Below are 19,110 nucleotides of genomic sequence, written 5' to 3' on the forward strand. Positions count from 1 at the left end.
GGGCTGGATGGGGGTAGGGCTGGGGCTTTCTGTTTTATGTTACTTCTGCTTCTTTCCCAGCACGTATGCTTCGAGGTCGTCAATCTCCTCTGCTGTGAGAGTGTTGTACTTGCCTCCGCTGAGAACGATGATGCGGCATGCCATTTCGAAGAACATGGCACGCTCGAACACTTCGTCGAATGTTTTGCCGCAAACCACCTGGCCGTGCTTGAGCATCAGAGCCGAGTTGTGGTCCTTGAGTGCTGCCTTTACAGCCTCTGCCAACTCGGGTGAGCCGGGACGGAAGTAGGGGATAACGGGTATCTCACGACCTACGTGGCACGGTACCTCGGCTGTAACGTTGAAGTCCTTCGGAGTCTCAGCCATGCACGACACAACTGTGGCATACTTCGACTGGAAGTGGAGCACTACGTCGCAGTCGGGACGCTCGCGCAATACGCCGAGGTGGAAACCGCTCTCCATTGAGGGCTTTACGCCGTTGAGCACTTCGCCATCGGCTACGCGGCAGATAGACACCTTCTCCTTAGGAAGAGTGGGTACCCAAGAGCCAGTTCCTGAAACGAGCGCCTCGTCGCCGATGCGCCATGAAATATTACCGCTTGAGCAAAGTGTCAAGCCTGCGTCGCCAACGCGATGAGCTTGGCGAAGAAATTCCTGTATCTGATAATCCTGTATCATTGTTCTTTTTTCTTTGAAAAAAGTTGAGAGTTTAGAGTTTGTGATTGAGAATTATGATTACCTTATTTTGATAAAGTCAGGATGCAATATATAAGCTGCATAACATATCATAACTTTCAACTCTCAATTCTCAACTCTCAACTTGGAATTAGAATGCTTTCTTGTAAAGTTCGAGTATGTCCTCCTCTGTTATATCACGCGGATTGCCCGGTGTGCATACGTCGGCGAAGGCAGCCTTTGCGAGGCGCGGCAGGTCTTCCTCTTTGATGCCGAGTTCGGCGAGGTGCTGCGGAATACCTACGCGGATGCTGAGCTGGCGCACTGCGTCAACGGCAGCTGTGGCAGCCTCTTCGCGAGTCATGCCCTCGCGGTAGGCGTTCATAGCCTTGGCGATAGTCACATACTTGTCGAGAGCGGCAGGAGCGTTGAACTCCATTACTATCGGCAGGAGCAGAGCGTTGGCTACGCCGTGAGGAATGTCGAAGATAGCACCGAGCGGATGTGCCATGCCGTGAACGGCACCCAAACCTACGTTAGAGAAAGCCATGCCAGCAATGTACTGAGCCACAGCCATTCCGTCGCGAGCCTCAGGATTAGACGGCTCGTTGACAGCTGTCTCCAAGTGGCGTGCAATCATCTCGATAGCCTTGATTTCGAACATGTCGCTCATCTCCCAAGCACCCTTGGTGATGAGGCCCTCGATAGCGTGAGTGAGAGCGTCGAGACCCGTTGCTGCTGTGAGCGAGCGGGGCAGAGTGTACATCAGTTCAGCATCGACGATAGCGATGGCAGGGATGTCGTTCGGATCAACACAAACCATCTTCTTCTCGTTCTCCTCGTCGGTGATGACGTAGTTAATAGTAACCTCGGCTGCTGTTCCGGCTGTAGTAGGCAGGGCGATGATGGGCACTGACTTGTGCTTGGTGTCGGCTACGCCTTCGAGCGAAACGACATCGGCGAATTCGGGATTGTTGGTGATGATACCGATAGCCTTTGATGTGTCGATGCTCGAACCGCCACCGATGGCGAGAAGGAAGTCGGCTCCCGACTTGGCGAATGCCTCAAGTCCGAGCTTCACATTCTTTACTGTCGGATTCTGCTTGATCTCGCTGAACACTTCGTATGGTATGCCAGCCTCGTCGAGCACGTCGAGCACTTTCTGTGCAACGCCAAACTTGATGAGGTCCTTATCGGTGCAAACCAATGCTTTGTGGAGACCGAGACGGCGCACTTCGCCCGGTAATTCCTTACGTGCGCCAGGGCCAAAATATGATACTTCGTTTAGGATGAATCTTCTGGTCATAGTAGTTATAAGCCCCACCCCAGCCCTCCCCCGTAGGGAGGGAGTGGTATGTACAGTCTGCTTAAGCTTTAGAATGTACAAGCCACTACGTCACAGGTATAGAGGGTTGTTAGTGAGGCATTAAGATTTAATTGTTATATAATTATTATAAGTGGAAAAGCAATTCACGCCCCTCCCTGCTGGGGAGGGGATGGGGGAGGGGCTTTTCTTTTACTTATAAATCGGTCCGTAGTTCTTGCAAGCGCGGAAGTCGGCACCTTCCTTGTCCATACCGAATGCGTTCCAAGCGGCTGGGCGGAAGATCTGGTCGTCCTCAACGTTGTGCATACATACAGGAATGCGGAGGATAGAGCACATAGTGATGAGGTCGGCACCGATGTGTCCGTAAGAGATAGCGCCGTGGTTGGCACCCCAGTTGTTCATCACTGAGTAAACGTCCTTGAATGCGGGTTTGTCGCACAGACGTGGCACGAACCATGTGGTAGGCCATGTCGGGTCGGTACGCTTGTCGAGAATATTGTGGATTTCGGGATCAATCTCTACTGTCCATCCCTCAGCCAGCTGAAGCACCGGACCAAGGCCCTTAACGTGGTTCAGACGTACCATTGTGACAGGCATGCCGCCCTTAGAGAGGAAGTTGGAAGAGAAACCGCCGCCACGGAAGTAGTCGCGGTTGGCAGGATACCAAGTGGTAGCCTTCAGACATGCGTCGATATCCTCCTCGGTCAATTCCCAGAAGTGCTTCATTGTCGGGTTGCCCTCAGCGTCGGTAGCAGCACCAGAGCCGTCGAGAGTGGTGGCACCAGAGTTGATGAGGTGGATGATACCGCCGGCAGCACGGCCAGTGAGCTCCTTGCCAGTGACGCGCTTCACAGCCTCGGGGCTCCAATAAGTGCGTACGTCAGAGAATATCTGTGCACGGCCAGTGAGAAGGTGGTTGAAGAGCATTGCAACACCGTTGCCTGCGTCGTTCTCAGTAGCGAGAGTGATAGCCTCGCGCGGTCCGTTCCAGTCGAACGAAGTATTCATAAGAGCCTCGGGATAGTCGCCGTTAGGATAGAAGTCAGTCCACTGGCGCTGGCCCTGGAAACCGCCTGCGATAGCGTTGTGTCCGATGGCCTCTTCCTTGAATCCGATTTCCTCAAGGCGTGGGTTGCCGTGCATGAGGTCCTTCATGATAATCATCATCTTTACGATGAAGTCCCAGTCGGCATCCTTCTCCTCGCGTGTCTTGGCCTTGCCCTGGCGGTTGGCGATGTCCTCGCCCTCGTTGCACATACAGTGCTCGCGGGTCCAAGCCATAGCCTTCTTGTACTCCTCGGGGTCGTAGATGCCCTCGGTCATGCGGCGGATGATTTCGGTGAGGTCAACGCTCTCGTTGCGCATGCCGAGATACTCCTGGAAGAAGTCGGGATTGACGATACTTCCGGCGATACCCATACATGCAGAACCCATTGACAGATATGACTTGCCGCGCATTGTAGCCACTGCCTGAGCAGCACGAGCAAAGCGCAGAATCTTTTCAGCAACATCGGCAGGTATTGAGTCGTCCTCGAGGTCCTGTACGTCGTGTCCGTAGATGCCGAAAGCCGGCAGACCCTTCTGGGCGTGTGCGGCGAGCACGGCAGCAAGGTACACAGCACCCGGACGCTCTGTTCCATTGAATCCCCATACAGCCTTCGGCCAGTGCGGGTTCATGTCCATAGTCTCGGCACCATAGCACCAGCATGAAGTGACGGTGATGGTAGAGCCTACGCCCTCGCGCTCGAACTTCTCGGCACAGGCAGCGCTCTCGCCAACACGACCGATAGTGGTGTCGGAGATGACGCACTCAACGGGCGAACCGTCACCGTTGCGCAGATTCTCGCTGATAAGTTTGGCTACAGACTTTGCGAGGTTCATTGTCTTCTCTTCAAGACTCTCGCGTACGCCACCCTGACGACCGTCGATGGTGGGGCGAATTCCAATTTTTGGATATTTGCTCATAGTTTTAGGATTTTGTAAATTAGTATGATTTAAGTTATAATGTTAGTTCCTAAATTGATTTGTAGAGTAGTTGTTTGAATCTTAGGCGTTTACGAAATTATGAGTTTCACGTAACGTAGATTTCATAATGCAAAGATAGCGTTTTTATTTGGATTGACAGGTATTAGTTTACAATTATTGTGTTTTTATAATGTACGTACAGTAGTCGGAACAGGTGTTGTCTTTTTCATACTTAAACAGCAATTTTGTAGCACTTGTGAAAAAAGACGCATAAAAATTTGGCGGAATGAAATAAAATATGTACATTCGTTGACGAAACCTAAATGAGGTGTAACGATATGGAGATTTACGATTTCTTGGACTACATGCGCTTTGAACGCAGACGCTCGGAGCAAACGTTGACGAGCTATAAGCACGACCTTGAGCAGTATGTCGCCTATCTTGACACTCTCGACGGACATGTGACAGTAGACACTGCCGACACCGAAGACATACGCGGGTGGATGGAGATGATGATGGAGCGAGGCAACTCAGCCACATCAATCTGCCGAAGACTAAGTGCCGTAAGGTCGATGTATAGGTTTGCACTGTCGCACGGACTCGTCAGTCACGACCCGGCACACATGGTGCGCGGACCTAAAAGGTCGCGCTATCTGCCGCAGTTTGTGCGCGAGGACGACATGGATAGGTTGCTCGATTCGGCAGAGTGGGGCAGTGACTATATAAGTACACGTGCGCGTACCATATTAATACTACTATACGAAACCGGAATGCGAGCCTCCGAACTGACCGGACTCGACGACAGTTCTGTCGACTTCGATAGGCGTGAGATAAGAGTAGTGGGCAAGGGCAACAAGCAACGCGCCATACCCTTCGGCGATGAACTCCGTGCCCAACTGCAGGAATATATCAGGCAGCGCGACGAACATTGGCATCAACGGATGGACAAGGCACTAATACTAAACGACCGCGGACAACGCATGACTTACGAACAGCTGCGCAAGCTGGTAGTGATGCAACTCTCGGCAATAGGCAGCCTTGCCAAACGCTCACCGCATGTACTAAGGCACAGCTTCGCAACGGCAATGCTCAACAACGGCGCCGACCTTGAGAGCGTGCAGAAGCTGCTCGGGCATAGCGAACTGTCGACAACGGAAATCTATACACACACCACATTCGAACAATTGAAGAAAGTTTATAGTAAAGCCCATCCCAGGGCATAACCCTTAAAATCAAAAAAAGGAGGTAACTATGGAAATCAAGATTCAGTCAATTCATTTTGACGCTACTGAGAAATTGCAGGACTTCATCGAGAAGAAGGTTGCAAAATTGGAGAAGACATTCGAAGACATCAAGACAGCCGAGGTACAGCTCAAAGTTGTGAAGCCTGCTACTTCACAGAATAAGGAAACAAGCCTTACAGTGAGCGTTCCCGGACAGACTCTTTTCGTAGAGAAGACATGCGATACATTTGAGGAGGGAGTAGACCTTTGTGTCGACGCAATGAAGGTACAATTAACCAAATTCAAAGAAAAAGCACGTAAAATGTAAAAAAAAAGCCGAAAAGTTTTGGCGGATAAAAAATAAGTCGTATCTTTGCAGCCGTTTTAGAACAAGTCCTAAATCGCGGTCTAACGGCTGCAAGGATTTTGCCTCTTTAGCTCAGTTGGCCAGAGCACGTGATTTGTAATCTCGGGGTCGTTGGTTCGAATCCGACAAGAGGCTCAAACGAAACAGAATGACTGGTCGCAGTTTTTCTTCTCGCGCTAACCTTTATTATTAGAGCGAATTATTTTAAGGATTGGGTGGTTACCAGAGTGGCCAAATGGGGCAGACTGTAAATCTGCTGGCGATGCCTTCGGTGGTTCGAATCCATCACCACCCACTTTCAAAACACTTTTGCGGAAATAGCTCAGTTGATAGAGCACTAGCCTTCCAAGCTGGGGGTCGCGGGTTTGAGCCCCGTTTTCCGCTCTAATGTTGCTGTAATAGCTCAGTGGTAGAGCACTTCCTTGGTAAGGAAGAGGTCCTGAGTTCAACTCTCAGTTACAGCTCTACTTCTTGTTTCTTAAACCGAAATCAGAAGAAAAACAGAATAAACAATTTATATATAAAATAGAAAGCTATGGCTAAAGAAACATTTGTGCGCACCAAACCGCACGTTAACATTGGTACAATTGGTCACGTTGACCATGGTAAGACCACTCTTACAGCTGCCATTTCTAAGACTCTTCACGATAAGGGTTTTGGCGGTGAGGAAGTTAAGTCTTTCGACCAGATCGATAACGCTCCTGAGGAGAAAGAGCGTGGTATCACCATCAACTCTGCTCACATCGAGTACGAAACAGCTAACCGTCACTACGCTCACGTAGACTGCCCGGGTCATGCCGACTACGTTAAGAACATGGTAACTGGTGCTGCTCAGATGGACGGTGCTATCCTTGTAGTTGCTGCTACTGACGGTCCTATGCCTCAGACACGTGAGCACGTACTTCTCGCTCGTCAGGTGAACGTACCTCGCATGGTTGTTTTCTTGAACAAGTGCGATATGGTAGAGGACGAGGAGATGCTCGAGCTCGTAGAGATGGAGGTTCGCGAGATCCTCGACCAGTACGGCTATGAGGAGGATACTCCTATCATCCGCGGTTCTGCTCTTGGTGCACTCAATGGCAAGGAGCCTTGGGTAAGCAAGGTAATGGAGCTCATGGACGCTGTTGACACATGGATTCAGGAGCCTCCACGTGACCTCGACAAACCTTTCTTGATGCCTATCGAGGACGTATTCTCAATCACAGGTCGTGGTACTGTTGCTACTGGTCGTATTGAGACTGGTCGCGTAAAGGTAGGCGACGAGACAGAACTCCTTGGTCTCGGTGAGGACAAGAAGTGCGTCGTTACTGGTGTTGAGATGTTCCGTAAGATCCTTGACGAGGGTGAAGCTGGCGATAACGTAGGTCTTCTCCTCCGTGGTATCGACAAGAACGAGATCAAGCGCGGTATGGTACTCTGCCACCCGGGTCAGATCAAGCCTCACAAGCACTTCAAGGCTTCTATCTACGTTTTGAAGAAGGAAGAGGGTGGTCGTCACACTCCGTTCGGTAACAAGTATCGTCCTCAGTTCTACCTCCGTACTATGGACTGTACAGGTGAGATTAAGCTTCCTGAGGGAGTTGAGATGGTAATGCCTGGTGACAACGTAGAGATCGAGGTTGAGCTTATCTACGCAGTTGCTCTGAACCAGGGTCTTCGTTTCGCTATCCGCGAGGGTGGCCGTACAGTAGGTTCAGGTCAGATCACAGAGATTCTCGACGATTAATTCGCCATCAGCTGACCTCTTTCGGGAGGTTGACTAAATAACAATAGTTCCCGCACTGCTTCGGCATCGGGAACTATCCTACGGGAATAGCTCAGTCGGTAGAGCACTGGTCTCCAAAACCAGGTGTCGGGAGTTCGAGCCTCTCTTCCCGTGCTAAAAGAAGATAATATGTTTAAAAAGTTAGTAAATTATTGCAAGTGTTGCTATGACGAACTTGCGCATAAAACTACTTGGCCAAAGTATGCTGAACTCAACCACAGCGCAGTGATTGTATTATCTGCTTCCCTTGTCATTGCAGCAGTGGTGTTCGCTATGGACTCGTTGTTCAAATGGGTCATGGGAATGGTATACCCAGGTTAATCGTCACAAGAAAAAATGGCTAAAACTGAAAAGAAATGGTATGTGCTTCGTGCTGCCAGCGGCAAGGAATTCAAAGTAAAAGAATACATTGACGCTGAGATAAAGCACAATCCGTTGCTCGAGGCGCATGTTTCACAGGTGGTTCTGCCGCTTGAGAAGCACGCTACTTTGCGTAATGGTAAGCGAGTTGTAAAAGAGAAGATTTCTCTTCCAGGCTATGTGTTTGTTGAAGCAGCCCTCGTAGGCGACGTGGCTCACACGCTGCGCTTCATGCCAAATGTGTTAGGTTTTCTTGGCGGTTTGGATAATCCCTCACCCGTGCCTCAGTCGGAAATCAACCGTATGCTCGGTACATGCGAGGAGACGGAGATTGTCGACAATGCAGATGTTCCCTACATGGTTGATGAGACCGTGAAGGTGACTGACGGTCCATTCTCTGGTTTCAGTGGCGTCATCGAAGAGGTGAACGCCGAGAAGCGCAAACTTAAGGTGATGGTCAAGATCTTCGGACGTAAGACTCCGTTGGAGCTTGGTTTTATGCAAGTCGAAAAAGAAGGCTAACGCATTGTTACGAACGCGTGAGAATTCTTTTATATTAATCAAATTAAATATTAACAGACAAAATGGCTAAAGAAGTTGCTGGATTAATCAAATTACAGATTAAAGGTGGCGCTGCGAATCCTTCTCCTCCCGTAGGACCTGCACTTGGTTCAAAGGGTATCAACATCATGGGATTCTGCAAAGAGTTCAACGCCAGAACCCAGGATAAGGCAGGCAAAATCATTCCTGTTGTTATCACTTACTACACCGATAAATCATTCAGCTTCGAACTCAAGACTCCTCCTGCAGCTGTACAGCTCAAAGAGGCAGCCAAGGTGAAGAGTGGCTCAGCCCAGCCTAACCGCCAGAAAGTTGGTAAAGTAACTTGGGAGCAGGTAAAAGCAATCGCTGAGGACAAACTGAAGGATCTTAACTGCTTTACTGTAGCATCGGCTATGCGCCTTGTTGCAGGTACAGCAAGAAGTATGGGTATCACTGTAGAGGGAGACTTCCCTGAAAATGTTTAATAACTTCAATTTTTAAGAAATGAAACTGACAAAAAATCAAAAATCAGTAGCTGATAAGGTTGAAGCAGGGAAGGCATACACACTGAAAGAGGCTTCAGAGCTGGTAAAGGAAATCACCACTACCAAGTTCGACGCTTCTCTCGATATTGATGTACGCTTGGGCGTTGACCCGCGTAAGGCTAACCAGATGGTTCGTGGCGTGGTTTCACTGCCCGCCGGTACTGGTAAGGTTACACGCGTGCTCGCACTCTGTACTCCTGATCAGGAAGCTGCCGCTAAAGAGGCAGGTGCCGACTATGTAGGTCTTGACGAGTATATCGAGAAGATCAAGGGCGGCTGGACAGATGTTGACGTAATCATCACAATGCCTTCTTGCATGGGTAAGATTGGTCCTATCGGCCGTATCCTCGGTCCGCGTGGATTGATGCCTAACCCTAAGAGCGGCACTGTAACTATGGACGTTGCTAAGGCAGTTAAGGAAGTAAAGCAGGGTAAGATTGACTTTAAGGTTGATAAGGCTGGTATCGTCCACACATCAATCGGTAAGGTTAGCTTCACTCCGGAGCAGATCTATCAGAATGCTAAGGAGTTCATCGCTACCATCATCAAGCTCAAGCCTGCTGCTGCTAAAGGTACATACATCAAGAGTATCTTTATTTCGAGCACTATGAGTAAGGGTATCAAGGTTGATCCTAAATCAGTTGAGTAACTCTAAAAGTTTTGTAAAATGAAGAAAGAAGTAAAAGATACTATTATTGCTGAGCTCGGTGCGAAGTTGAAGGAATATTCTCACTTCTACCTCGTTGACCTCGCAGGTCTCAACGCCGAGGCTACAAGCAATCTGCGTCGCAAGTGCTTCAAGAGCGAGATCAAGATGATCGTCGTTAAGAACAGTCTCCTCCGTGAGGCTTTCCAGGCAAGCGACATAGATTTCGAGCCGATGTATGACTCACTTAAGGGTACTACAGCTGTTATGTTCTGCAACACAGCTAACGTTCCCGCTAAGCTGCTGAAGGAATACAAGAAAGAGGGCGTACCTGCACTCAAGGCTGCTTATGCTGAGGAGACAATCTTCGGTGCTGACCAGCTCGAGGCACTCGTAGCTCTCAAGAGCAAGAACGAGGTTATCGCAGATATCGTGGCATTGCTGCAGTCTCCTGCAAAGAACGTTGTTTCTGCTCTCCAGTCAGGCGCAAACACTATTCACGGTGTGCTTAAGACTTTGGGCGAGCGTCCTGAATAATACATCTCCAAGTCACAAAACATTAATATTAAAAACAATTAAAATTTTAGAATAAAATGGCAGATATCAAAGCTATTGCTGAAGAGTTGGTAAATCTCACAGTAAAGGAAGTAAATGAGTTGGCAACAGTCCTCAAGGAAGAGTACGGCATCGAGCCTGCTGCAGCTGCTGTAGCTGTAGCCGCTGGTCCTGCTGCTGCAGGTGAGGCTGCTGAGGAGAAGACATCTTTCGATGTTATCCTCGCTGAGGTAGGTGCTGCAAAGCTCCAGGTAGTAAAGGCAGTTAAGGAAGCTTGCGGTCTTGGCTTGAAGGAAGCTAAGGACCTCGTAGACGGTGTTCCTGCTAAGATCAAGGAAGGTCTCTCTAAGGACGAGGCTGAGAACTTGAAGAAGGCTATCGAGGAAGCTGGTGCTAAGGTAGAGCTCAAGTAATTTAACATTACGTTGACAACCAGAACGCTTGGTTGCTGTGTACGTAATGCGTACGGACAATAATTCGGCAACCAAACGTTTCAAAATTTTTATACGGTTAGGATCTTCCAAGTAGGCGGGTCCTAACCTTTTTGTGTCTTTTCACATACATTGATTTTTATCACCCTATAATAACTTCTGATGGCTTCAAAAATTGTTGATAACAGAGTAAACTTTGCCAGCGTCCATAATCCGTTACCTTATCCGGATTTTCTCGATGTGCAGCTCAAGTCTTTCAAAGACTTCCTACAGTTGGACACTCCGCCTGAGGAACGCAAGAATGACGGCTTGTATAAGGTGTTCTCAGAGAACTTCCCTATCACCGACACACGTAATAATTTCGTTCTTGAGTTCTTGGATTACTATATCGACCCGCCCCGTTACTCAATTGACGAGTGCCTTGAGCGCGGTCTGACATATAGCGTACCCTTGAAGGCTAAGATGAAACTCTACTGTACGGATCCCGACCATGAGGACTTCGGCACATTCATACAGGACGTATTCCTTGGCACAATCCCATATATGACTTCTAATGGCACCTTCGTAATCAATGGTGCCGAGCGTGTTGTTGTTTCACAGTTGCACCGTTCGCCGGGCGTATTCTTCGGCCAGGGTGTTCATGCTAACGGCACTGTGCTCTATTCTGCACGTATCATCCCGTTTAAGGGTTCATGGATTGAGTTTGCTACTGACATTAACAATGTTATGTATGCTTACATCGACCGTAAGAAGAAGTTGCCAGTAACTACTCTTCTTCGTGCCATGGGCTACGAGCAGGACAAGGATATCCTCCAGATATTCGATCTTGCTGAGGAGATGAAGGTCAACAAGAAGAACATGAAGGCTGCTATCGGCCGCAAGCTTGCTGCACGTGTGCTCAAGTCGTGGAACGAGGACTTCGTTGACGAGGATACCGGCGAGGTTGTATCTATCGAGCGCAACGAGGTTATCATGGAGCGTGAAACTGAGCTGACTGAGGACAACATTGAGGATATTCTCGAGTCAGGTGCTCCGACCATTCTCGTACACAAGGATGCCGAGGCTGCCAACAAGTATGCTATCATCTTCAATACTCTTGCCAAGGACCCGTCTAACTCTGAGAAGGAGGCTGTGCTCTATATCTACCGCCAGCTCCGTAACGCTGACCCTGCTGATGACGCATCGGCTCGCGAGGTGTTCCAGAACCTTTTCTTCTCTGACAAGCGTTACGACTTGGGCGAGGTAGGCCGCTACCGTATCAACAAGAAGCTCGGTCTTGACACCGACTCTGAGGTACGCGTGCTGACTAAGGATGATATCATCGAGATTATCAAGTATCTTATCCAGCTGGTTAACTCTAACGCTACGGTCGACGATATCGACCACCTCTCTAACCGTCGCGTACGCACCGTTGGTGAGCAGCTGAGCAACCAGTTCTCTATAGGTTTGGCTCGTATGAGCCGTACCATCCGTGAGCGTATGAACGTACGCGACAACGAGGTGTTCCAGCCTACCGACCTTATCAACGCCAAGACTATCTCAAGCGTTGTAAGCTCGTTCTTCGGCACCAACCCTCTGTCGCAGTTCATGGACCAGACAAACCCGCTTGCCGAGGTTACTCACAAGCGTCGTCTTTCAGCCCTTGGTCCTGGCGGTCTGTCGCGTGAGCGTGCAGGCTTCGAGGTTCGTGACGTTCATTATACACACTACGGTCGTCTGTGTCCTATCGAGAGCCCTGAGGGTCCGAACATCGGTCTTATCTCTTCTCTCTGTGTATACGCTACTATCAATGAGCTTGGCTTCATCGCCACTCCTTACCGTAAGGTGAACGATTCTATCGTCGACCTCGACAACAAGGACGTTGTTTACCTCACAGCTGAGGAAGAGGAAGGCCACATCATCGGTCAGGGTAACGCTCCGCTCCGTGAGGACGGCTCGTTCATCCGCGACAACGTTAAGTGCCGCCAGAACGCTGAGTTCCCGGTTGTACCTCCTTCAGATGTAGACCTTATGGACGTGTCGCCGCAGCAGATTGCTTCTGTATCGGCAGGTCTTATCCCGTTCTTGGAGCATGACGACGGTCACCGTGCGCTCATGGGATGTAACATGATGCGCCAGGCAGTACCATTGCTTCACAATGACGCTCCTATCGTAGGTACAGGTCTTGAGAAGCAGGTGTGCGAGGATTCACGCACTATGATTACTGCTGAGGGCGAGGGTGTTATTGAATATGTAGACGCTACTACAATACGTATCCTCTACGACCGCACCGACGACGAGGAGTTCGTAAGCTTCGAGCCGGCTCTTAAGGAGTATCGCATTCCTAAGTTCCGCCGCACCAACCAGAACATGACCATCGACTTGCGTCCTATCTGCAACAAGGGTCAGCGTGTTAAGGCTGGTGATATCCTCACCGAGGGCTACGCTACTGAGAATGGCGAGCTCGCACTCGGTCGCAACCTCCTCGTGGCTTACATGCCGTGGAAGGGTTACAACTATGAGGATGCTATCGTGCTTTCAGAGCGTATGGTTCGCGACGACGTGCTCACTTCTGTTCACGTTGACGAGTACTCACTCGACGTTCGTGAGACAAAGCGTGGTATGGAGGAGTTCACAAGCGACATTCCTAATGTTTCAGAGGAAGCTACTAAGGACCTCGACGACAACGGTATCGTTCGCGTTGGTGCTCGTATCGAGCCGGGCGACATCCTTATCGGTAAGATTTCGCCTAAGGGCGAGAGCGACCCGTCACCTGAGGAGAAGCTTCTCCGCGCCATCTTCGGCGACAAGGCTGGCGACGTTAAGGATTCTTCATTGAAGGCTAATCCGTCGTTGAGCGGTGTCGTTATCGACAAGAAGCTCTTCGCACGTGCAATCAAGACTCGTGAGTCGAAGAAGCAGGACAAGGTTATCCTCGCTAAGATTGACGAGGAGTATGAGGCAAAGAACGACGACTTGAAGGATATTCTCGTCGACAAGCTCCTTACACTCACCGAGGGCAAGGCTTCAATGGGCATTAAGGACTACTCAGGTGCTGAAATCATCACCAAGGGTACTAAGTTCACTACTACAATGCTCAAGAACCTCGAGTACGACGGCATCCAGTCGAACGATTGGACTGACGACGAGCATGCCAACAAGCTCATCTCGAAGCTCATCATGAACTATATACGCAAGTATAAGCTGCTCGACGCAGAACTCAAGCGCAAGAAGTTTGCCATCACCATCGGTGACGAGCTGCCTTCAGGCATTCTGCAGATGGCTAAGGTATATGTTGCCAAGAAGCGTAAGATTGGTGTGGGTGATAAGCTCGCCGGTCGTCACGGTAACAAGGGTATCGTTTCGAAGATCGTACGTATGGAGGATATGCCGTTCCTCGAGGACGGTCGTCCAGTCGACTTGGTATTGAACCCGCTGGGTGTGCCTTCACGTATGAACCTTGGTCAGATTTTCGAGGCTATCCTCGGTGCTGCAGGTCGCAAGCTCGGCGTCAAGTTCGCTACACCTATCTTCGACGGTGCTCACCTTGAGGATCTCGGTGAATGGACCGACAAGGCAGGTCTGCCGCATCTTTGCTCTACTCACCTCTACGACGGTGAAACGGGTGAACGTTTCGACCAGCCGGCTACTGTAGGTGTGACTTACTTCTTGAAACTCGGTCACATGGTTGAGGACAAGATGCACGCCCGTTCAATCGGTCCGTACTCGCTCATCACACAGCAGCCGCTAGGTGGTAAGGCGCAGTTCGGTGGTCAGCGTTTCGGAGAGATGGAGGTTTGGGCTATCGAGGCATTCGGTGCCAGCCACGTACTTCAGGAGATTCTGACAATCAAGTCGGACGACACCGTCGGACGTTCAAAGGCTTACGAGGCCATCGTCAAGGGCGACCCAATGCCTACACCGGGCATTCCGGAGTCACTCAACGTGCTTCTGCATGAGCTCCGCGGTCTTGGTCTCAGCATCAAACTCGATTAATCCCGACATCCCAAAACTATAGAAATATATGGCTTTCAAGAAAGATACAAAAGTTAAGAATAATTTCACGAAGATTACCATCGGACTTGCCTCTCCTGAGGAAATCCTGGAAAATTCGTATGGCGAGGTGACAAAGCCTGAGACCATCAACTACCGTACTTACAAGCCTGAGCGCGACGGCTTGTTCTGCGAGCGCATCTTCGGTCCGACACGCGACTATGAGTGCGCCTGCGGTAAGTACAAGCGTATCCGTTACAAGGGTATCGTCTGCGACCGATGCGGTGTTGAGGTTACTGAAAAGAAGGTACGTCGTGAGCGCAGCGGACACATCGAACTGGTTGTGCCCGTTGCCCACATTTGGTACTTCCGCTCTCTGCCTAACAAAATCGGCTACCTCCTCGGAATGCCTACAAAGAAGCTCGACCAGGTTATCTACTATGAGAAGTATGTAGTAATCCAGCCGGGTATACTTGAGGGACGTACCGACTCGGAGGGTGAGGAACTCAACGGTTCGCACAAGATGGACCTCCTCACTGAGGACGAGTACATGGACATCCTCGATACAAAGGTATCGCCCAACAACGACGATCTCGACGACAGCGATCCTAACAAGTTCATCGCCAAGATGGGTGCCGAGGCTGTTTACGACCTCCTCGCTGGTCTCGATCTCGACTCGCTCTCATACGAGCTGCGCGACCGTGCCAACAACGACTCTTCACAGCAGCGTAAGACTGAGGCTCTGAAGCGTCTGCAGGTAGTAGAGGCTTTCCGTGGCTCGAAGGACGTGAACCGTCCGGAGTGGATGATCATGAAGATTATCCCCGTCACACCGCCTGAACTTCGTCCGCTCGTTCCGCTGGACGGCGGTCGTTTCGCTACTTCCGACCTCAACGACCTCTATCGTCGTGTCATCATACGTAACAACCGCTTGAAGCGACTTGTTGAAATCAAGGCTCCTGAGGTTATTCTCCGCAACGAGAAGCGTATGCTCCAGGAGGCTGTCGACAGCCTCTTCGACAACTCTCGCAAGTCGAGCGCTGTAAAGAGCGACGCCAACCGTCCGTTGAAGTCTCTGTCTGACTCGTTGAAGGGTAAGCAGGGCCGCTTCCGTCAGAACCTCCTCGGTAAGCGTGTTGACTACTCAGCACGTTCGGTTATCGTTGTAGGTCCGGAGTTGAAGATGGGCGAGTGCGGTCTGCCTAAGCTTATGGCTGCCGAGCTCTACAAGCCGTTCATCATCCGCAAGCTCATCGAGCGCGGTATCGTGAAGACTGTAAAGAGCGCCAAGAAGATTGTCGACCGTCGCGAGCCGGTTATCTGGGACATCCTCGAGAACGTAATGAAGGGCCATCCGGTTATGCTCAACCGTGCTCCGACACTTCACCGTCTCGGTATCCAGGCATTCCAGCCTAAGCTCATCGAGGGTAAGGCTATCCAGCTCCACCCGTTGGCATGTACTGCGTTCAACGCCGACTTCGACGGTGACCAGATGGCTGTTCACCTCCCGTTGAGCAATGAGGCAGTGCTCGAGGCTCAGATCTTGATGCTCCAGAGCCACAACATCCTTAACCCTGCCAATGGTGCTCCTATCACAGTGCCGTCGCAGGATATGGTGCTCGGTCTCTACTATATCACCAAAATTCGTCCGGGCGCTAAGGGTGAGGGTCTAACTTTCTACGGCGACGAGGAAGCTCTCATCGCACACAATGAGGGTAAGTGCGACCTCCACGCTCAGGTTAAGGTAATCGTTGACGACTTGGTTGACGGTAAGTTGCAGAAGCGTATGGTGGAGACATCTGTAGGACGTGTTATCGTCAACCAGATTATCCCGAAGGAAGTAGGCTTCTTCAACGATGTCATCTCTAAGAAGACTTTGCGCGGACTCATCTCTGACGTTATCAAGGCTGTAGGTATGGCTCGCGCCTGCGAGTTCCTCGATGGTATCAAGAACCTCGGTTACCGTATGGCTTATGTTGCAGGTCTGTCGTTCAACCTTGACGACATCATCATCCCGCCAGAAAAGAAGGAAATCGTGGAGCGTGGTCATCAGGAAATCCGCAACATCCAGGACAACTATAATATGGGCTTCATCACTGAGAACGAGCGTTACAACCAGGTTATCGATACTTGGACACATGTAAACAACGATCTCGCAAGCATCCTTATGAAGGAAATGACTGAGGCCGACCAGGGCTTCAACGCCGTATTCATGATGCTTGACTCAGGTGCCCGTGGTTCTAAGGACCAGATTAAGCAGCTTTCTGGTATGCGTGGTCTTATGGCCAAGCCTATGAAGGCAGGTGCTGAGGGACATCAGATTATCGAGAACCCGATTATCTCTAACTTTAAGGAGGGTATGTCGGTACTCGAGTACTTCATCGCTTCGCACGGTGCCCGTAAGGGTCTTGCCGATACCGCTATGAAGACTGCCGACGCCGGTTACCTTACTCGTCGTCTTGTTGACGTTTCGCACGACGTTATCATCTCTGAGGAGGACTGCGGTACTCTGCGTGGTCTCGTTTGCACAGCTCTCAAGAACGGCGACGAGATTATCTCTTCACTGTCAGAGCGTATCCTCGGCCGTGTTTCTGTACACGATGTCATCCATCCTTCTACAGGTGAGGTGCTCGTACATGCCGGCGAGGAAATCACAGAGCCTATTGCCAAGGCTATCGAGAACTCTCCAATCGAGAGCGTCGAGATTCGTTCGGTACTCACCTGCGAGAGCAAGAAGGGTGTCTGCATGAAGTGTTACGGACGCAACCTCGCTACACAGCGCATGGTACAGCTCGGTGAGGCTGTAGGTGTGATTGCCGCTCAGGCTATTGGTGAGCCGGGTACTCAGCTTACACTCCGTACGTTCCACGCCGGTGGTGTGGCTGGTAACGCAGCCGCCAATGCATCTATCACTGCCAAGAACGATTGCAAGCTCCACTTCGAGGACCTTCGTGTCGTTCCGTTCGTAGAGAACAACGGTGAGAAGGACGTTAACTGCCAGATGGTAGTAAGCCGTCTGTCAGAACTTCAGTTCATCGACCCGCACACAGATATCACATTGTCTACTGTCAATGTGCCTTACGGTTCTTCGCTCTACTTCAAGGAGGGCGACGTAGTGAAGAAGGGCGACCTTATCGCCAAGTGGGACCCGTTCAACGCTGTCATCGTTACAGAGTATGCCGGTACACTGCGCTTCAACGACGTTATCGAGGGCATCACATTCCGTGCTGAGACTGACGAGGCTACTGGTCTTACCGAGAAGATTATTACCGACTCTAAGGACAAGTCGAAGGTGCCTACCTGCGACGTGCTCGACAAGAACGGCGAAATCATCGGTACTTACAACTTCCCGGTGGGTGGTCACGTAGTATGCGAGGACGGACAGACTGTCAAGACTGGTACTACGCTCGTTAAGATTCCTCGTGCTGCTGGTTCAGCAGGCGATATCACCGGTGGTCTTCCACGTGTTACTGAGCTGTTCGAGGCCCGCAACCCGTCTAACCCTGCAGTCGTTTCAGAAATCGACGGTGAGGTTACAATGGGTAAGGTTAAGCGTGGCAACCGTGAGATCATCGTTACATCTAAGACTGGCGACCAGCGCAAGTATCTCGTTTCGCTGTCGAAGCAGATTCTTGTTCAGGAGCACGATGCCGTGCGCGCCGGTACTCCGTTGTCTGACGGTATCACCACTCCGGGCGACATCCTCGCCATCAAGGGTCCTACCGCTGTACAGGAGTATATCGTTAACGAGGTTCAGGACGTTTACCGTCTACAGGGTGTGAAGATCAACGACAAGCACTTCGAGATTATTGTGCGTCAGATGATGCGCAAGGTTAGAATCGATGAGCCGGGCGACACCACATTCCTGGAGCAGGAGATGGTTGACAAACTCGACTTCGCTGAGGAGAACGATCGCATCTGGGGCAAGAAGTATGTTGTAGACGCTGGCGACTCTGACGTGCTCAAGGTTGGTCAGATTGTTTCTGCTCGCAAGCTGCGCGACGAGAACTCAAGCCTTAAGCGCCGTGACCTTCGTCTCGTTCAGGTACGTGACACCGTTCCTGCTACATCTACTCAGATACTTCAGGGTATCACACGTGCTGCACTTCAGACAAAGAGCTTCATCTCGGCTGCTTCGTTCCAGGAGACAACCAAGGTGCTCAATGAGGCTGCTATCCGTGGTAAGGTAGACTTCCTTGAGGGTATGAAGGAGAACGTTATCTCTGGTCACCTCATCCCGGCAGGTACAGGTCTCCGCCAGTGGGACAAGATTGTAGTAGGTTCAAAGGAGGATTATGACCGCATTCAGGCTAACCGCCGTAATGTGACAGATTACTCTAAGAGCGATAACAAGTCAGAAGATTAATCACATTATTATATAAAAGAACGCTGCAAGCGACTCAAGAGAGTTTTGCTTGCAGCGTTTTTTTTGTTTAAACACTCTTTTTCTTCCAAATATGCGTTTTGTCTTATATAGTAAGGGAAGTAATGACACTTTGTAAGACTGGTTGAATATAATCCTATAGTATGTGTTGATTGTGCTCGAACACAGTAAAACATCGTGTTTATGTGAATGACTGTTAAAACACGGCGAAAAATAAGTGTTTTATGCAGAAAAGTTTTGGTGATAACAGAAAAAGTACTATCTTTGCATCCGCTTTCGAGAACGAACGAAACCTCAAGCAAAACGAGATAAGTTTGGTGAAGAAAGTTTTAAAAGAAAGAGTTCTTTGAAA

Annotated in this window: 14 protein-coding genes and 5 tRNA genes; 16 read left to right on the forward strand and 3 right to left on the reverse strand. The window is 50.2% G+C overall.

Annotated features, from left to right (window positions below):
- Positions 1–39: 39 nt before the first annotated feature.
- From I6E38_RS11200 to fucI, 3 genes are all read right to left on the reverse strand, one after another.
- Positions 40–678 (reverse strand): class II aldolase/adducin family protein, encoded by a 639-nt coding sequence (locus I6E38_RS11200; protein WP_235394077.1) that lies wholly within the window; start codon positions 676–678, stop codon positions 40–42.
- A 148-nt stretch (positions 679–826) separates the two neighbouring features.
- Positions 827–1,981 carry a lactaldehyde reductase gene (fucO, locus tag I6E38_RS11205; protein ID WP_235394078.1) on the reverse strand — a complete coding sequence of 385 codons (1,155 nt, stop codon included), beginning with the start codon at positions 1,979–1,981 and terminating at the stop codon, positions 827–829.
- A 210-nt stretch (positions 1,982–2,191) separates the two neighbouring features.
- Positions 2,192–3,967: an L-fucose isomerase gene (fucI, locus tag I6E38_RS11210; protein WP_235394079.1), complete on the reverse strand. Its 1,776-nt coding sequence runs from the start codon at positions 3,965–3,967 to the stop codon at positions 2,192–2,194.
- A 338-nt stretch (positions 3,968–4,305) separates the two neighbouring features.
- On the opposite strand from fucI, the gene I6E38_RS11215 reads away from it, so the two are divergent.
- The 16 genes from I6E38_RS11215 to rpoC all read left to right on the forward strand — a co-directional run bounded on the left by I6E38_RS11215 (position 4,306) and on the right by rpoC (position 18,740).
- Positions 4,306–5,190: a tyrosine-type recombinase/integrase gene (locus I6E38_RS11215; RefSeq protein WP_235394080.1), complete on the forward strand. Its 885-nt coding sequence runs from the start codon at positions 4,306–4,308 to the stop codon at positions 5,188–5,190.
- A 28-nt stretch (positions 5,191–5,218) separates the two neighbouring features.
- On the forward strand, positions 5,219–5,518 hold the full coding sequence (gene hpf, locus I6E38_RS11220) for a ribosome hibernation-promoting factor, HPF/YfiA family (protein ID WP_235394081.1): 300 nt from the start codon (positions 5,219–5,221) through the stop codon (positions 5,516–5,518).
- Positions 5,519–5,618: 100 nt separating this feature from the next.
- Positions 5,619–5,692 (forward strand) — tRNA-Thr (locus I6E38_RS11225).
- Positions 5,693–5,770: 78 nt separating this feature from the next.
- A tRNA-Tyr gene (locus I6E38_RS11230) sits at positions 5,771–5,852 on the forward strand.
- Positions 5,853–5,868: 16 nt separating this feature from the next.
- Positions 5,869–5,941, forward strand: a tRNA-Gly gene (locus I6E38_RS11235).
- Between the two features lie 8 nt (positions 5,942–5,949).
- Positions 5,950–6,021 (forward strand) — tRNA-Thr (locus I6E38_RS11240).
- Positions 6,022–6,092: 71 nt separating this feature from the next.
- The gene (gene tuf / locus I6E38_RS11245) at positions 6,093–7,283 is read left to right on the forward strand and encodes an elongation factor Tu (RefSeq protein ID WP_235394082.1); all 1,191 of its coding nucleotides are present in this window, start codon (positions 6,093–6,095) and stop codon (positions 7,281–7,283) included.
- Between the two features lie 80 nt (positions 7,284–7,363).
- A tRNA-Trp gene (locus I6E38_RS11250) sits at positions 7,364–7,436 on the forward strand.
- Positions 7,437–7,451: 15 nt separating this feature from the next.
- Positions 7,452–7,643 (forward strand): preprotein translocase subunit SecE, encoded by a 192-nt coding sequence (gene secE, locus I6E38_RS11255; RefSeq protein ID WP_235394083.1) that lies wholly within the window; start codon positions 7,452–7,454, stop codon positions 7,641–7,643.
- Positions 7,644–7,658: 15 nt separating this feature from the next.
- Complete coding sequence (nusG, locus tag I6E38_RS11260; RefSeq protein WP_235394084.1) at positions 7,659–8,204, forward strand: transcription termination/antitermination protein NusG; 546 nt, start codon at positions 7,659–7,661, stop codon at positions 8,202–8,204.
- A gap of 62 nt (positions 8,205–8,266) precedes the next feature.
- Positions 8,267–8,710 (forward strand): 50S ribosomal protein L11, encoded by a 444-nt coding sequence (gene rplK, locus I6E38_RS11265; RefSeq protein WP_106811023.1) that lies wholly within the window; start codon positions 8,267–8,269, stop codon positions 8,708–8,710.
- Between the two features lie 19 nt (positions 8,711–8,729).
- Complete coding sequence (rplA, locus tag I6E38_RS11270; RefSeq protein WP_106811022.1) at positions 8,730–9,419, forward strand: 50S ribosomal protein L1; 690 nt, start codon at positions 8,730–8,732, stop codon at positions 9,417–9,419.
- Between the two features lie 18 nt (positions 9,420–9,437).
- Positions 9,438–9,953: a 50S ribosomal protein L10 gene (gene rplJ, locus I6E38_RS11275; protein WP_235394085.1), complete on the forward strand. Its 516-nt coding sequence runs from the start codon at positions 9,438–9,440 to the stop codon at positions 9,951–9,953.
- A 56-nt stretch (positions 9,954–10,009) separates the two neighbouring features.
- On the forward strand, positions 10,010–10,384 hold the full coding sequence (gene rplL / locus I6E38_RS11280) for a 50S ribosomal protein L7/L12 (protein WP_235394086.1): 375 nt from the start codon (positions 10,010–10,012) through the stop codon (positions 10,382–10,384).
- Between the two features lie 180 nt (positions 10,385–10,564).
- Positions 10,565–14,377, forward strand: coding sequence for a DNA-directed RNA polymerase subunit beta (gene rpoB / locus I6E38_RS11285; RefSeq protein ID WP_235394087.1), 3,813 nt, complete (start codon positions 10,565–10,567; stop codon positions 14,375–14,377).
- A gap of 28 nt (positions 14,378–14,405) precedes the next feature.
- Positions 14,406–18,740, forward strand: coding sequence for a DNA-directed RNA polymerase subunit beta' (gene rpoC / locus I6E38_RS11290; RefSeq protein WP_235394088.1), 4,335 nt, complete (start codon positions 14,406–14,408; stop codon positions 18,738–18,740).
- The last annotated feature ends 370 nt before the right edge of the window (positions 18,741–19,110 follow it).

It is taken from the genome of Leyella stercorea (assembly GCF_021531355.1).
Taxonomy (GTDB): domain Bacteria; phylum Bacteroidota; class Bacteroidia; order Bacteroidales; family Bacteroidaceae; genus Prevotella.